This window comes from Stenotrophomonas sp. AS1 (genome assembly GCF_048957655.1).
GTDB classification, from domain to species: domain Bacteria; phylum Pseudomonadota; class Gammaproteobacteria; order Xanthomonadales; family Xanthomonadaceae; genus Stenotrophomonas; species Stenotrophomonas bentonitica_A.
The window spans coordinates 258,922-273,364 of the sequence record NZ_JARVXM010000006.1 but is presented as its reverse complement, the minus strand read 5'-3'; the positions used below and the strand labels follow the sequence as shown (position 1 = coordinate 273,364).

General features: G+C 68.5%; 14 protein-coding genes. 5 read left to right on the top strand and 9 right to left on the bottom strand.

Features of this window, described 5'->3' with window-relative positions; all coding sequences use genetic code 11:
* Positions 1-213 precede the first annotated feature (213 nt).
* The gene (gene metK, locus PV764_RS10245; RefSeq protein ID WP_019182462.1) at positions 214-1,425 is read right to left on the bottom strand and encodes a methionine adenosyltransferase; all 1,212 of its coding nucleotides are present in this window, start codon (positions 1,423-1,425) and stop codon (positions 214-216) included.
* Between the two features lie 352 nt (positions 1,426-1,777).
* On the opposite strand from metK, the gene PV764_RS10240 reads away from it, so the two are divergent.
* From PV764_RS10240 to PV764_RS10230, 3 genes are read left to right on the top strand one after another with little or no spacing between them, the layout of a single operon-like run.
* Entirely contained in the window at positions 1,778-2,620 is an 843-nt protein-coding gene (locus tag PV764_RS10240; RefSeq protein WP_046273660.1) for a UDP-2,3-diacylglucosamine diphosphatase, read from the top strand.
* 48 nt (positions 2,621-2,668) lie between these two features.
* Positions 2,669-3,745, top strand: coding sequence for a metal-dependent hydrolase (locus PV764_RS10235; protein WP_399618555.1), 1,077 nt, complete (start codon positions 2,669-2,671; stop codon positions 3,743-3,745).
* Complete coding sequence (locus PV764_RS10230) at positions 3,742-4,182, top strand: hypothetical protein (protein WP_421116552.1); 441 nt, start codon at positions 3,742-3,744, stop codon at positions 4,180-4,182. Before PV764_RS10235 ends, PV764_RS10230 begins: the two co-directional genes overlap by 4 nt.
* 13 nt (positions 4,183-4,195) lie before the next feature.
* Here the strand turns inward: PV764_RS10230 and PV764_RS10225 are convergent, their stop codons facing one another.
* The 6 genes from PV764_RS10225 to PV764_RS10200 form a co-directional block, all read right to left on the bottom strand.
* Positions 4,196-5,023, bottom strand: coding sequence for a methyltransferase domain-containing protein (locus PV764_RS10225; protein WP_046273661.1), 828 nt, complete (start codon positions 5,021-5,023; stop codon positions 4,196-4,198).
* Positions 5,024-5,033: 10 nt separating this feature from the next.
* The gene (gene dusB, locus PV764_RS10220; protein WP_341986920.1) at positions 5,034-6,026 is read right to left on the bottom strand and encodes a tRNA dihydrouridine synthase DusB; all 993 of its coding nucleotides are present in this window, start codon (positions 6,024-6,026) and stop codon (positions 5,034-5,036) included.
* 220 nt (positions 6,027-6,246) lie between these two features.
* On the bottom strand, positions 6,247-6,993 hold the full coding sequence (locus PV764_RS10215) for a SagB/ThcOx family dehydrogenase (RefSeq protein WP_421116551.1): 747 nt from the start codon (positions 6,991-6,993) through the stop codon (positions 6,247-6,249).
* Positions 6,994-7,007: 14 nt separating this feature from the next.
* Positions 7,008-8,345, bottom strand: coding sequence for a YcaO-like family protein (locus tag PV764_RS10210; RefSeq protein ID WP_421116550.1), 1,338 nt, complete (start codon positions 8,343-8,345; stop codon positions 7,008-7,010).
* Positions 8,342-8,920 (bottom strand): hypothetical protein, encoded by a 579-nt coding sequence (locus PV764_RS10205; protein ID WP_046273664.1) that lies wholly within the window; start codon positions 8,918-8,920, stop codon positions 8,342-8,344. Before PV764_RS10205 ends, PV764_RS10210 begins: the two co-directional genes overlap by 4 nt.
* 51 nt (positions 8,921-8,971) lie before the next feature.
* Positions 8,972-9,886, bottom strand: coding sequence for a hypothetical protein (locus PV764_RS10200; RefSeq protein WP_421116549.1), 915 nt, complete (start codon positions 9,884-9,886; stop codon positions 8,972-8,974).
* 76 nt (positions 9,887-9,962) lie between these two features.
* Between PV764_RS10200 and PV764_RS10195 the strand changes: the two genes are divergently transcribed.
* Positions 9,963-10,547 carry a phosphatase PAP2 family protein gene (locus PV764_RS10195; RefSeq protein WP_019182452.1) on the top strand — a complete coding sequence of 195 codons (585 nt, stop codon included), beginning with the start codon at positions 9,963-9,965 and terminating at the stop codon, positions 10,545-10,547.
* A gap of 381 nt (positions 10,548-10,928) precedes the next feature.
* Here the strand turns inward: PV764_RS10195 and PV764_RS10190 are convergent, their stop codons facing one another.
* Both PV764_RS10190 and PV764_RS10185 read right to left on the bottom strand, forming a co-directional pair.
* Positions 10,929-11,894 carry a ribokinase gene (locus PV764_RS10190; protein ID WP_019182451.1) on the bottom strand — a complete coding sequence of 322 codons (966 nt, stop codon included), beginning with the start codon at positions 11,892-11,894 and terminating at the stop codon, positions 10,929-10,931.
* Between the two features lie 26 nt (positions 11,895-11,920).
* On the bottom strand, positions 11,921-13,219 hold the full coding sequence (locus tag PV764_RS10185) for a NupC/NupG family nucleoside CNT transporter (RefSeq protein WP_019182450.1): 1,299 nt from the start codon (positions 13,217-13,219) through the stop codon (positions 11,921-11,923).
* Positions 13,220-13,467: 248 nt separating this feature from the next.
* On the opposite strand from PV764_RS10185, the gene PV764_RS10180 reads away from it, so the two are divergent.
* The gene (locus PV764_RS10180) at positions 13,468-14,436 is read left to right on the top strand and encodes a potassium channel beta subunit family protein (RefSeq protein WP_421116548.1); all 969 of its coding nucleotides are present in this window, start codon (positions 13,468-13,470) and stop codon (positions 14,434-14,436) included.
* Positions 14,437-14,443 lie beyond the last annotated feature (7 nt).

Genomic DNA, 14,443 nt, shown 5'->3' with positions numbered 1-14,443 from the left:
CGGCGCGACGATGGGTCAAGGCGCCCAAACGACGACGGGCCGCTTTCGCGGCCCGCCGTTTGTTTCGCCGATCATTGCCGCGCTGCGCGCGGCCAGCCGACCAACGGTCGGCTCTACCCGCCGCCAGCCGACCAACGGTCGGCTCTACCCGCCGCCAGCCGACCAACGGTCGGCTCTACCCGTAAGAAAAGGGCCGCTTTCGCGGCCCATTTCTTACTTCAACTTCGCATCCGCGCGCAGGGCGGCGGCGCGATCGGTCTTCTCCCAGGAGAAGGCGGTCGCGTTGACCTGTTCGCCAGCACCGTTGGTGTAGCTGAACTCCTTGGCCTTGCGGCCGAAGTGGCCGTAGGCCGCGGTCTGCTGGTACATCGGGTGGATCAGGTCCAGCATCTGGATGATGCCGTACGGGCGCAGGTCGAAATGCTTGCGGATCAGCTTTTCGATCTTGTCATCGCTGATCTTGCCGGTGCCGAAGGTGGTGACCGAGATCGAGGTCGGCTCGGCCACGCCGATGGCGTAGGAGACCTGCACTTCGCAACGGTCGGCCAGGCCGGCGGCCACGACGTTCTTGGCAACGTAACGGGCAGCATAGGCAGCCGAACGGTCGACCTTGGACGGATCCTTGCCCGAGAACGCACCACCACCGTGACGGGCCCAGCCGCCGTAGGTGTCGACGATGATCTTGCGGCCGGTCAGGCCACAGTCGCCCACCGGGCCGCCGATCTCGAACTTGCCGGTCGGGTTGATGTGGAACTTGGTGCCCTTGTGCAGCCACTTGGCCGGCAGCACCGGCTTGATGATCTCTTCGCGGACGGCCTCGATGAGGTCCTTCTGCTTCACGCCCGGGGCGTGCTGGGTCGACAGCACCACCGCGTCGATGGCCGAGACGGCGCCGTTTTCATAGCGCAGGGTGACCTGGCTCTTGGCATCCGGGCGCAGCCAGGACAGCGGCGAGTTCTTCTTCTTGCGGATCTTGGCCTGCTGCTCGACCAGGCGGTGCGACAGGTGGATCGCGGCCGGCATGTAGCTGTCGGTCTCGTTGGTGGCATAGCCGAACATCAGGCCCTGGTCGCCAGCGCCCATTTCTTCGGGCTTCTTGCGGTCCACGCCCTGGGCGATGTGCGGCGACTGCTTGCCGATCAGGTTCAGCACGCCGCAGGTCGCGCCGTCGAAGCCGACGTCGGAGCTGTCGTAGCCGATGTCCAGGATCACCTTGCGGGTCAAGGCTTCCAGGTCGATCCAGGCGCTGGTGGTGATTTCACCGGCGACGATTGCCACGCCAGTCTTGACCATGGTTTCGCAGGCCACGCGCGCACGCTTGTCCTGGGTCAGGATCGCGTCCAGCACCGCATCGGAGATCTGGTCGGCAATCTTGTCCGGATGGCCTTCGGAGACCGATTCGGAGGTGAACAGGTAGCTGGACATCAGGCGTAATATCCTTTGATTCGGATGGAAAGATGGGCGCGAATGATACACGGCAAGTCGCGCGCTTGCATTGTGCGCCAGCGAGGGTTGCCCGTGGTTAAGCCTGCGTGCCCGTCGCAGGGCCCGGTGTGACGGGATTGAGGCCCAGCGTCACCGCCCAGTGTTCCACCAGCGTGACAAACGGCCGCCCGCAGCGGCACCTGCCCCGACAGGCACGCAAGCCGCACGCGCCCTCACGATGGGCGCGACGGGCGCCGCGAGCGTCATCGGCGCGTCGTCAAACCGCCATCGGGCTGTCGTCGACGCAGGGCAGGCTTCGGCGCATCCGGCCGCCGGACCTGAGGAGCACGCCATGCATGACGTCGAGCAGCGCGACGCGCGGGAGGCCGCCAAACGGCCCGTGACGACCCTGGCGCCCCACCGGCGGGCCGTCTTCCTTTCCGACGTCCACCTTGGCTCACGCCACTGCCATGCCGCCGAACTGGCCAGGTTCCTGGCCGGGCTGCGCTGCGAGCGCCTGTATCTGGTGGGCGACATCATCGACCTGTGGTGGATGGCGCACCGCCGGGCCAGTTGGCGGCCGGCGCACAGCGAGGTGATCCAGGCCCTGCACGCGCTGCAGCGGGCCGGCACCCGGATCATCTACATCCCGGGCAACCACGATGCTTCGCTGCGCAAGGTCTGCGGGCTGATGCTGCCGGCCATGCAGGTACGCCGGCGGGCGATCCACGTGACCGCCGACGGACGGCGGCTGCTGGTCGTGCATGGTGACGACTACGACGGCATCACCCATTTCGGTGGCCTGCAGGAGCGCTTCGGCGACTGGCTGTACTACCGCATCCTGACCGGCAACCACCTGCTCAACGCGGTCCGGCGGCGGCTGGGTCAGCGCTACTGGTCTCTCTCTGAATTCCTCAAGAAGCGCAGCGGCGCGGCCGAACGCTACATCGAACGCTTCGTCCAGGCCGGGCTCGAGGATGTGCGTCGGCGTGGGCTGGACGGGATCGTCTGCGGGCACATCCACCGCGCCGCACTGGTGGAGCGCGACGGGCTGATCTATGCCAACGACGGCGACTGGGTCGAGAGCCTGACCGCGCTGGCCGAGGATCCGGACGGCAGCCTGCGGCTGCTGGATCACACCGGGCAGACCCTGGCGGCGCTGCCCGGCAACGCCGCACTGGCCAGAGCTGCCTGAGCAGAACGGCATCAACGCAGCGCCAGGCCCGGCTGCTAGCATCGGCCGATGGACTCCCTGACCCAGATCGTACTCGGCGGCGCGGTCGCCGCCGCCATCGCACCGGCCGGCCATCGCCGCGCCGCCCTGTTGGCCGGTGCCGCGCTCGGCACCCTGCCGGACCTGGACGCGCTGCTGCTGGCGTTCACCGCCGCCGATCCGGTGGCGCTGATGGTCGAGCACCGCAGCTACAGCCACTCGCTGCTGGTGTTGCCGTGGGTGGCCGCGCTGATCTGGTGGCTGTTCAAACGCTTTGGTCACGGCCGGGTGGCGCAGGCGCCGGGCCGCTGGTTCTGGGCGATCACGCTGGCGCTGATCACCCATCCGCTGCTGGATGCCTTCACCGTCTACGGTACCCAGCTGTGGTGGCCGTTCACCCCGCACCCGACGATGTGGGCCAGCGTTTTCATCATCGACCCGCTCTACACCGTGTGGCTGCTGATCGCCTGTGCAGTGGCGTGGTTCGCGCGGGCGCGGCCGTTGGCGCAGAAGGCGCTGGTGGCCGGGCTGGTGCTAAGCAGTGGTTACCTTGGCTGGTCGCTGCTGGCCAAGCACACCGTCGACCGCGAGGCCGACCGCGCCCTGGCCGCGATGGGGCTGGGCGATGCGCCGCGCTTCTCGGTGGCGATGCCATTCAACACGCTGCTCTGGCAGGTGGTGGCGATGACGCCCAACGGGTATGTGATTGGCGAGCGCTCGCTGATCGCCGACCGCGGCCCGATGACCTTTGAAGGCCATCCCTCCAACGTGCAGGCCCTGCGCCAGGCGGCCACGCTGCCGGCCGTGCAGCGCCTGAACTGGTTCAACCGCGGCTTCATGCGCGCGCAGGTGGTCGATGGCGAGCTGCGGCTGAGCGATCTGCGCATGGGCCTGGAGCCGGACTACACCTTCACCTTCGCGGTGGCCCGGGCCGAGGGCGGGGGCTGGGCCGCGATCACGCCGCGGCAGCTGCGCCCGGCGTATGAAGGGGAGCAGGGCAGGGCGATGGTGAAGCGCCGGTTCTCGGCGATGTGGCAACGCATCTGGCATGCACCGGCGAGCACCGAGGCGATCGCACCCAAGGCAGGTTGGACGGAGGCACCGTGACCGAACGGTTTGAAATGGAGATCAATGGCACGCGCTACACCCGGCTGGCCGATGTACCGCCGGAGTACCGCGCGCTGTTGCTGGATGTGACCCCGGGCCGCTCCGCCGAGCAGCCGGCGGTGCCGTTGCGCGAGATCCTGCACAAGGCCAGCGCTCAGCCGGACCGCGCGCGTCAGCAGCAGGTGCTGCTGGAGGAACTGCACAAGGTCGACCCTGAGCGGGCGCGGCGCATGCAGAACAAGCTCACCGAGCGTAATCAGCGGCCCGCCACCGGCACGCTGGAAGTAGGCCACACGCCCACCGCGCGTCCGCGCGAAGGTGCCCGTCTCACCGCCGGCAGTGCGACGGTCGCCCCGGGTGATCGGGGCGGACTGGGCCTGTGGTTGCTGCTGGCCGCAGCGGTGGTGGTGACCGTGATCGCCTGGGCGACGCGCTAGCGCCGCCCCCAGGTCAATACACCGTCGCGCGCGCCTGCACGAAGGAGAAGAAGAACACCGCGTTGGGGTCGTTCTGGACCAGGCTGAACTCGCGGCGCATCCCGTCCACCGTCTCTTGGTCGACCAGGCCGGCTTCCAGCAGCGGATCGGCCGCCGACAACAGCAGTTGCTCCCAGAACGCGATCATCGTCTTGCGACGCGCCGGCTCGCGGTTGTCCAGGTGGATGGTCTTGATCTCGGTGTGCACGTCGCGGAAGCCGCCAGCCAACAGCAGGTTGCCGAGCTTGGCACCGACGAACGGATCGCCGCCGTGGTCGTACTGGAAATCGTTGAACGCCATCCAGTAGCGCCAGATGTGCGGCGAGTAAGGATCGAGCAGGAACGAGGCGTTCATCACTTCGGTGACATACACCGGCGAACCCGGGACCAGCACGCGTCGCACTTCGTTGAGCACCCGCGCCGGCGAAGGCACATGCTCCAGCACCCAGCACAGGAAGGCCGAATCGAACTCGCGCGCACCGAACGGCAGATTGCCGGCGTCGGCCTGCAACAGGGTGTAGCGCTCGCGGCACCACGGGGTCTTGGCCAGGTTGGTGGCGGCAGTGGCCAGCTGCGCTTCGCTCAGGTCCACGCCGGTGACGTGCAGGTCCGGGAACCGCCGCAGCAGGATGTCCGTTTGTGCGCCCACGCCGCTGCCGACTTCCAGCAGGCGCGTTGCGCCGCCGTAGTCGATGCCGCTGAAGATGCTCGATTCGAACAGGCGCGACTGGGTGACCAGGCGATGCTGCTCGGTATCGGAAAAGCCGTGGAGATAGGTCGGTGCGGTGATCGGCGGGTTCATGACAGAAGGCTCAGGCAGCGGACGACAACGGCTCGCCGGCGGCGAGGGCGTCGAAATAGTCGGTGGTCAGGGCGACCTGGCTGGCGGCATCCTCGGCGCGGTTGACCACCGCACGGAAGGCGGCGTTCTCCGGCCGGTCCTTGGCGTACCAGCCCAGGTGTTTGCGCGCGATGCGCACCCCCTGCTGCTCGCCATAGAAATCGTGCAGCGCGCGCAGGTGGCCCAGCAGCAGATCGCGGACCTCGGTGACCGAGGGCGGCGCCAGCAGCTCGCCGGTGGCCAGGTAGTGCGCCACCTCGCGGAAGATCCAGGGCCGGCCCTGGGCGGCGCGCCCGATCATCACCGCGTCCACGCCAGTCTGTTTCAAGACCTGCGCCGCTTTCTGCGGTGAATCGATGTCGCCGTTGGCGACCACCGGAATGCGCAGCGCCGCCTTGATCGCGGCGATGGTGTCGTACTCGGCGGTGCCGGTGTAATGCTGGTCGCGGGTACGGCCATGCACGGCCAGCGCGGCGATGCCGCTGTCCTCGGCGATGCGCGCGATCAGCGGGCCATTGCGGTGGTCGCAGTCCCACCCGGTGCGGATCTTGAGCGTGACCGGCACGTCCACCGCATTGACCACCGCGCCCAGGATGCGCGCGACCAGGTCTTCATCGCGCATCAGCGCCGAGCCGGCCCACGCGTTGCAGACCTTCTTGGCCGGGCAGCCCATGTTGATGTCGATGATCTGCGCACCGTTGTCCACGTTGTAGCGTGCCGCCTCGGCCAGCTGCTGCGGCTCGGTCCCGGCGATCTGCACGCTGATCGGGTCCGGCTCGCCGGCATGGTCCATGCGGTGGAGCGACTTGCGGGTGTTCCAGAAGCGCGGGTCGGAGATGGTCATCTCCGAGGCGGCCAGGCCCGCGCCCAGCTGTTTGCACAGCAGGCGGAAGGGCTTGTCGGTGACACCGGCCATCGGTGCCAGCACCACGTTGGGCTGGATGTTGTAGGGGCCAATCTGCATGTGCGCATTGTAGTGCCGGCCGCTGGCCGCCAACCACGCAGGTACCGCTACCTGTTCAGGCCGATCCGGAAGGGACTGATGCGCTCCGGTCATGAGCATATGCTTGACGATTGGTTCCGCCGCCCCCAGCAGCGGCGGATGCTGGGTGGTTACCGGTCGTGCCGGCCCCTGGTCTGGAATCGCATGATCAGGTAGGGCCTGCCGCGATTCCGGCGATCGTTCAGGGCGCCGGACCGCACGCATAGGCCAACACCGCCAGATGCCGCTGCGGGTCGAGCCCGAGCAGGGCCAGGAGGGCGGCGTCGTCGAACGAGCCGATCGCGCAGCCGGCGGCGTTCATCGACGCCACCTGCTGCCCCAGCGCCCCCAGCCAGACTCCAGCCTCGATCAACACGAAGCGGCCGCCGCGCTCGCCGTACTTGGCCAGCGTCCCACCTGGCTCGGCGATCAGGAACAGCACGGCCGCCGGCCGCTCCGGCCAGTCCACGCCCAGCAGCCCGGACAGCGCCGGCCATGCGGGGCAGGGCGCCACCGGTACCAGCGCGTGCTCGAGCGGGTCGTACCAATGGATGCCCGGCGCTGATGCGATCGCATCGTCGATGCCGTACAGCGCGGCATAGGCCTGGATCGGGTACTTGGCCCCACCGGACGGCAGACGCCGCGTGTCACTGTCGCCGGGCCGGGCCCGCAGCGGGGCCAGCACGCGCCCCAGTTCCTGCGCGCCCCACTGTGCATCACCGAAACGGCGGCCACTGCGGCGCTGCGCGAGGGCATCGTCGGGGCGTACCGGGTCCGGCAAGGCGACGCCGGCTGCTGCATGCAACGGCCGTGGCGGCGACCAGGCGCGTGCGGCATCTTCGGCGATGCGCGCGCGCATCACGTCTGCGCGCGCGGGATTGAGCTCGCCGTTGTGCCAGAACAGATGGAACAGCGGGGCATCGTCCCAGGGGGAAGGCGGTGACGGCATGCGGTCCTCGGGGATCAGCCCAATGGATGCGGGAAGGGGTTGGGAAACGCGCCGCCGTGCGGCACGCCGGGATAGCGCCATGCCACGTCCCGGCAGCGGCCACCAAGGAACGGCGCACGTTCGTCGGCATGCAGACCGCTGAGCTGTGGCGACAACACCCGCATCACCCGCAGGCCAGCCGCGGCCACATCGGCGGTGGTCAACTCGCGGTAGTACAGCGCGATGCCGGCACGGCCCAGCCGGCGCCGCAGCTGATCCAGCTCGCCCATCGCGCGCGGCGCGGCCGGGCGATCCGCTGCGCCGGGTGGGGGCAACTGCAACGTGCTGCGGCCCGCCTCCCGCAGCAGCGCCAGCTGCGGCCACAGCTCCGGGCGCAGGGTGTAGAAGGCGGCATGCTCGTCGAAGCTGCGCAGCGCTGCGGGTTCACGTGGCAGCCGGGCGCTTTCGCGGCCACACAGATGCGCGGCAAAGGTCAGTGCCTGCTGCCATTCCAGCAGCGCCTTGTGCAGTGCCTCGCCCGGATCGGCGCGGCAGGCGATGCCGAGGACGTAGCGGGGGCGGCCTTCGAAGGGAATGCCACCGGCGACCGCGATGACCGGGTGCGGATTCCAGTACTGGGTCAGGTCGAACGCCTGCAGTTCACCACCGCGCGCGTCCACATGGGCGTGCCATTGCGCCGGCAGCGCGATTCGCCGGCCGGCCACGCCATTGAGCCATGTCACTGCCAGCGCATCGCGCTCCAGCAGTTCCTGCGCCGCGCGCAGCAGCGCCAGCCAGGCGCCATCGCGCCCATCCCGCCAGGCCGCCAGACCACTGGACGTCGATGGCAATCGCGCCTGGCCGCTGCGCGGCCCCAGTCCAACCAGCTCTTGCGGCACCCAGGCGACCCGGTTGTCGTCCAGCGCATGCACCGCTGCGAACAGGTCCTCGTCGCGTTCGGGCATCGGCCACGGGAAGTCCGGCATGGCGCGTTGGCTCGCCGAGAACAGCGCGAACGCCGATTCGTCCAGACGTTGTGTGGGCGCCAGCGCATCGCGACGACGCACTTCCAGGCTCGCCTGCGCCGCCGCCAGCCGCTCCAGCGCCTCGGCGACCGCGCCGTCGGCGGCCGCAGCGGCCTCCAGCGCAACCGCGCCCGAGACGCCCTGCCAGACATTGGCCGGGTCGGCCGGCGTGGCGGCATTGTGTACGCGCCGTCCCTCGAACAAGGGGCCGGTTGCATCGCACGGGTTGGCCTCGATCGGTTGGGCCGGGCGCACCAGGCCACAGCGCGGACGCGCTGCGCCGTGCAGCAGGTGCGACGACAGCGTGGGCGTTTCCGGCTCTGCCGCCTGCACGGCGGCGCGGCTCATTTCATCACGCTCAGCCAGAGCATCATCTCGAGCGCGCCCACGGCGAACAGGCCCAGCAGCAGCCCGATGGCGATGCCGATGCCGCGCCCGAGCGAACGCCCCGCGCGCTCATAGACCAAGGCATAAATGCCGAGATACAGCCCGACGGCGACGAACAGCCCGAATATCGGGTTGGAGGTGCTGATGAAAATGCCGCCGCCGATCGCGGCCAGCGGCAAGGCGAACAGCCCCAGCAGTATCCGGCTGGTGCGGCTCAGGCCGGTTGCCGGCATCACCGGTGCCGGTGCCGCCGGGTGATCGGGAGTGACGGCACTGGGCGGTTCCTGCGGCAACGCAGGTGGCTGGCCGTGGCGCTCGGTGGGGGTATCGACGGTGACGGGGGGGATGTCTGCGGCGCTGCTGATGGCGGCGGGCGCGACGGGTTCCAGCTTGCCCAGCACCACTGCCGACAGTACCGAGGTGCCGAGCAGGGTGACGACGCAGGAACTGCAGGTAGTCGATGTCGAGCCGCCACCTGCCGCGGCAAGGTCCTGGCGCGAGGCACTGGCATCGAACTGGGTCGGCAGGCGATACATGGGGTCACTCCGTTGACCGAGGCGGAAACGCCCGGCGCACGCCCCACATTATCACGGGCGCCCGGTGTCCCAAGGCAGCGGCAGCGGTGCAGGCATCGACATCTCACCGCCCTGGCAGGCGGGGCACCATGGCAGCCGCAGCACCCGGTCGCGTTCCCCATGCAGGCGATGCAGGTCGAGCCAGACGCTGCGTTCGAGATAGCCGAGCAACAGGTGCAGCTGATCCAGCAACGGCGCGACCAGCGCCGCGATCCGTGCCGGTTGCGCTGCGACTTCCGGCCGCGCGGGCACCACCGCTTCGCCCCAGCGGCGCAGTACGCGGTTGCCCAGGCAATACACACAGGCAGTCTGGCCGGGCACCACATAGGGTCCAAGCGCGAGGGTGTGGTGATAGCTGAGGTCCAGCAGCAGATGCGGCTGTCCCGGCATATGTGACACGTAGCGGGCCAAGGCCTGTTCCCAGCCGAGCCCGTGGCGGACCAGCACGAGGAGATCAGCATCGGCGGCGGCATCGACGCGCTGCAGGTCCGCACCAGCATGCTGGTCGAAGGCCTCGGCCAGCCCAGGCAGCGGTTCCCCGAGCCAATCCAGTGCATAGCGGCGCACAGGGCGCGCCGCCTGCGACGGCACCAGTACGCCGAGGCGCATCAACTGGCGGACCGCCGGGCCACAGTCGGCATCGTCCTGCAGAAGCGTCAGTGTGTCGTCCTGCCAATGGCCGAGGATGCGTTCGATGACCGTCGGGGTATCGGCCTCGTCGACCACATACAATTCGTCGGCGCCACCGGACACTAGCAGCAGCGGGCGCTGCGAATGGGTCTGCGAAAACAGGGCCCAGGCCGGATTGCGCGTCCAGCGCGGTGTGTCCGCGTGCGTACGTGCGTGTTGCTGACTGCCTGCTGCTGCCACTGCGTACAGTCCCGGTATCCGCGAAAGCGCAAGGATAGCGGCAAACACGCTTGCCACGTTCTGCTACGGTGCGCGCGTGCCCACCCCGCCTCATGCCCGCGCTCCGCTCCCGCATCCGCCCTGGCGCGAGGCCATGCTGTGGATGCTGCTGCTCGGCGCGATGTTCATCCATGGCTACAGCTGGACCAATCAATGGGCCGCCAGCCAGGCCCATACCTACAGCCTGCACGGTCGCTGGGACGAGGCGATCCCGTTCTGGCCATGGACGATCTGGCCGTACCTGGCGCTGAACCTGCTGTACCCGCTGACGTTCTTCCTCTGTCCGACCCGATCGGCGCTGCGCCGCCATGCGATGGCCATCGCGCTGGTGCAGGCCGCCTGCATGCTCGCCTTCGTGTGTTGGCCGACCGGCAACGTGCGCGTTTTGCCCCAGCCGGATGGCGCGAGCGGACTGGTGTTCGCCCAGCTGCGCGCGTTCGAGGCGCCGTTCAACATGGCGCCGTCGCTGCATGCCGCGGTACTGATGGTGGTCTGGCAGGCATGGCGGCGCTGGCTGCTGGCCGATACGGCGGCGTTGCGCTGGCTGTGGCACGGCGCCTGTGGGCTGATCCTGGTCTCGACGCTCACCACCTGGCAGCACGATCTGCTGGACGTGCTTGCCGGCCTCCTGGTGGGCGCGCTGGCGCTGTGGATCACCGCGAGCTCAAGGGCCCCGTAGCGACCGGTAGGCCCCTCGGCAAATGTCCCCCGGCCGCCGCCTCACAGCGACGACCTCCTCCTTGATTTTGCCCAGGGGCCTACCGGCCGCTACGGCGCTCCGGCTCGCGGTAGGCAGAAGAGAAGCCGTGCTTTCCATGCAGCGCAAGTGGTCTGGACACGTGGGGCGCGATGCCCTTGTGGGCGAAATAAAGGAGGAGGGGGCGGCCGCAGGCCGACGCCGGGGGACATTCGCCGGCAAGGGCATCGCGCCCCAGCGCTCGACCTACTCGAGGCCTCGCCCGGAAAGGCTCAGAGGGCGCTTCTTGATTTCACCCAGATGGAGCAGAACAAAAAAAGGCCAGCGCGAACGCTGGCCTTCCGATATCCACACCGGTGACGCTTACTTGTTCTCGGCATCACCCGGGGTGAAGTGCGGCATCGCCGCAGCGGCGCCTTCCTTCTCGGTCGAACGACCGGCGAACTGGTTGGCGAACCGCACGTGACGGGCGAAGGCCGCCTCCGGGTCCTGCGCGATCGAGGCCACCAGCGCACCGTTGAACGCATCGCCGGCACCGGTGGTGTCCAGCACCTGCACCTGCTCGGCGCCCACGCGGTAATACGGCTGGGTATCGCCACGCAGGTTCTCTTCGGCGTGCGACACGAACACACCCACCGAACCCAGCGTCACCACCACGGTGCCGTTGCCGACCAGCTTGCGGCACAGCGCATGCAGGCTGGCGCCATCCAGCGCGGCGACATCGTTGGCATCCACGCGCTCGCCGACATGACGGCCGAGCAGGGCGGCGAACTCGGTCTCGTTCGGGGTCAGCACATCGGCCAGCTTGAGCAGGCCGATGCTGGACGGCGCATCGGCAGGCGCGACGTTGAGCACGGTGGTGGCACCGGCCTCGCGTGCGATGGCCAGGGCCGCCTCGATCGTTTCCACCGGTGATTCCAGCTGCGCCAGCACCACCTTGGCACCGGCCAGCAGCGCACGCTGCTGGTCAACGAAACCCAGGCTCAACGCGGCGTTGGCGCCCGGGCCGATCACGATGGTGTTGCGGCCGCGGCTGTCGACATAGATGCCGCCGGTGCCGGTCGGCTCGCTGCTGGCCTCGGCGGTCAGCGCGAAACCGTCCTGCTCGGCCAGGCCGCGGGCCATCGCACCGCCGGCGTCATCGCCCAGCGCGCACAGGAACGTGGTCGGGGCGCCGGCACGGCGAGCGGCCACGGCCTGGTTGAAGCCCTTGCCGCCGGGACCGGTGCTGTAGCGGCCGGCAATGGTCGCACCCGGGGCCGGGAGCGACTCACAACGCCAGACATGATCCACATTGAAGGAACCGATTACGACGACACTGCTACTCATAAAGACTGTTTCTCAGGGAACGGATATCAGCTGAAATGCGTCAGCACGCCGGCGATGGTCGCCGTCATGAAGGTGGCAATGGTACCGCCCAGCACCGCACGCAGGCCGAACTTGGCCAGATCGTGGCGGCGCTCCGGTGCCAGACCACCAATACCACCGATCTGGATCGCGATGGAGCTGAAGTTGGCAAAACCGCACAGCGCGTAGGTGGCGATCAGGCGGCCCTCGTCGGAGAGCACCATGCCCGGCACCTGGCCGTTGACGATCTTGGACAGCTCCGAGTACGCCACGAACTCGTTGATCACGACCTTCTGGCCGATCAGCGAGCCGACCGTGGTGGCATCGGCCCACGGGGTACCGATCACCCAGGCGATCGGAGCCAGCAGGTAGCCGAACAGGGTGGACAGGTCGGTCGGGCGGCCGATGATCGCGGCCAGGCCGGTCACGTCACCCAGCCAGGTCAGCGGGGCGTTCAGCAGCGCGATCAGCGCGATGAAGGCCAGCAGCATCGCACCGATGTTCAGCGCCAGCTTCAGGCCGTCGCCGGCACCGGCCGCGGCGGCGTCGATGATGTTGCTGGAGGTCTTCTCCACTTCCATCTTGACCGTGCCGCGGGTCAGCGGGGTGCCGGTTTCGGGCACCAGCAGCTTGGCCACCACCAGGGTCGCCGGGGCGGCCATGATGCTCGCCGCCAGCAGATGCTTGGCGTAGAAGGCCTGCTGGGCCGGATCGCTGCCACCGAGCATGCCCACGTAGGCGGCCAGCACGCCGCCGGCGATGTGCGCCATGCCGCCGATCATCATCGTGATCAGCTCGGACTGGGTCATCTTGGCGATGTACGGGCGCACCGTCAGCGGTGCTTCGGTCTGGCCGATGAAGACGCTGGCGCAGACGCTGGTGGTTTCCGCACCGGACACGCGCATGATCTTGGTGATCGCCCAGGCCATCGCACGCACGATCGTCTGCATCACGTTGAGGTGGTACATGACCCCCATCAGCGCCGAGAAGAAGATGATGGTCGGCAAGACCTGGAAGGCGAAGATGAAACCGAACTGCTCGGTGTTCATCAGGCTGCCGAAGATGAAGCCCGAGCCCTCGTTGACGAAGCTCAGGATCTTGACGAAGCCCTTGCCCAGCGCATCGAACACATCACGGCCACCCGGCACCAGCAGCACCACCGCCGCGAAGGCGATCTGCAGTGCGATACCGGTGACCACCAGGCGCCAGTCGACGGCCCGCTTGTTGTTCGAGAACAACCAGGCAATGCCGATCAGCACTGCCAACCCGAACAGGCCGAAGCCAATCCTGCCCAAACCTTCGACCATGAGACTTCCCTTGGGGCGCCGCGAAAAACGGGAAGCCTAGAGCAGCGGCAAGGGCGGGGCAAGGAAAAGCAGCGTCTGCGAGCCGATCGGTCGTGATCGGGCCTGTATCGACAAGGCATGGCTGGCTTGGCGCGTGGTGTGTCACGGGCCGTGAGATCGCCGCGGCCGGCCTGCGCGCGCTGTGCGCCACCCTCTACACTTACCGGCATCGATCCGGCCCGGTTGCGGGCGCGCAGCAGGAGAATCACATGCTCTATCGCCGTCTTGGCTCCACCGGCCTGAAGCTTTCGGCCCTGTCCTTCGGGGCCTGGGTGACCTTCGGCGACCAGATCGGCCGCGATGAGGCCCGCAAGCTGATCGCCACCGCCTGGGATGCCGGGGTCAACTTCTTCGACAACGCCGAGGGCTATGCCCGCGGCCGCGCCGAGCAGGTGATGGGGGATGTGATCGCCGACCTGCGCCTGCCCCGTGATGGCTTCTGTGTCTCCAGCAAGGTGTTCTTCGGGGCGGTCGACGACCCGCGCCCGACCCAGCAGGGCCTGTCGCGCAAACACGTCACCGACGCCTGCCACGCCGCGCTCAGGCGCCTGCGGGTGGACTATCTGGACCTGTACTACTGCCATCGTCCGGATCCGGACACCCCGATCGCCGAGACCGTGCAGGCCATGGATACCCTGATCCGCCAGGGCAAGGTGCTGTACTGGGGCACCTCGGAATGGTCGGCCGCGCAGATCCAGGAAGCGGTCGATATCGCCCGCGCACGCCATCTGCATGCCCCGTCGATGGAGCAGCCGCAGTACAACCTGCTGCACCGCGAGCGGGTCGAGCGCGAGTACGCGCCGCTGTATGCCGAGGCGGGGCTGGGCACCACGATCTGGTCGCCGCTGGCCTCGGGCCTGCTGACCGGCAAGTACAACGCCGGCGTCGACCCGCAGTCGCGGCTGGGCCAGGAACAGCTGGGCTGGTTGAAGGCGCAGGTGCTCGAGGACGGCAGCGACCGCCTGGAGCGGGTCCGCCGCTATACCGCGCTGGCCGCGCAGCTGGGGGTCTCCCCGGCGCAACTGGCGATCGCCTGGTGCCTGCGCAATCCCAACGTGTCCAGCGTGATCCTCGGCGCGAGCCGGGTCAGCCAGCTGGAAGAGAACCTGGGCGCACTGGCGCTGTTCGAGCAGCTCGATGAAAGCGTCTGGCAGCAGGTGGACGCGGTCTTTGGTTGATCGATCG

Excerpts from the sequence above, each read along its gene's own strand:
- metK (WP_019182462.1), bottom strand. The coding sequence starts at position 1,425 with ATGTCCAGCTACCTGTTCACCTCCGAATCGGTCTCCGAAGGCCATCCG.
- PV764_RS10240 (WP_046273660.1), top strand. The coding sequence starts at position 1,778 with ATGCATGACGTCGAGCAGCGCGACGCGCGGGAGGCCGCCAAACGGCCC.
- PV764_RS10235 (WP_399618555.1), top strand. The coding sequence starts at position 2,669 with ATGGACTCCCTGACCCAGATCGTACTCGGCGGCGCGGTCGCCGCCGCC.
- PV764_RS10225 (WP_046273661.1), bottom strand. The coding sequence starts at position 5,023 with ATGAACCCGCCGATCACCGCACCGACCTATCTCCACGGCTTTTCCGAT.
- dusB (WP_341986920.1), bottom strand. The coding sequence starts at position 6,026 with ATGCAGATTGGCCCCTACAACATCCAGCCCAACGTGGTGCTGGCACCG.
- PV764_RS10215 (WP_421116551.1), bottom strand. The coding sequence starts at position 6,993 with ATGCCGTCACCGCCTTCCCCCTGGGACGATGCCCCGCTGTTCCATCTG.
- PV764_RS10210 (WP_421116550.1), bottom strand. The coding sequence starts at position 8,345 with ATGAGCCGCGCCGCCGTGCAGGCGGCAGAGCCGGAAACGCCCACGCTG.
- PV764_RS10205 (WP_046273664.1), bottom strand. The coding sequence starts at position 8,920 with ATGTATCGCCTGCCGACCCAGTTCGATGCCAGTGCCTCGCGCCAGGAC.
- PV764_RS10195 (WP_019182452.1), top strand. The coding sequence starts at position 9,963 with ATGCTGTGGATGCTGCTGCTCGGCGCGATGTTCATCCATGGCTACAGC.
- PV764_RS10190 (WP_019182451.1), bottom strand. The coding sequence starts at position 11,894 with ATGAGTAGCAGTGTCGTCGTAATCGGTTCCTTCAATGTGGATCATGTC.
- PV764_RS10185 (WP_019182450.1), bottom strand. The coding sequence starts at position 13,219 with ATGGTCGAAGGTTTGGGCAGGATTGGCTTCGGCCTGTTCGGGTTGGCA.
- PV764_RS10180 (WP_421116548.1), top strand. The coding sequence starts at position 13,468 with ATGCTCTATCGCCGTCTTGGCTCCACCGGCCTGAAGCTTTCGGCCCTG.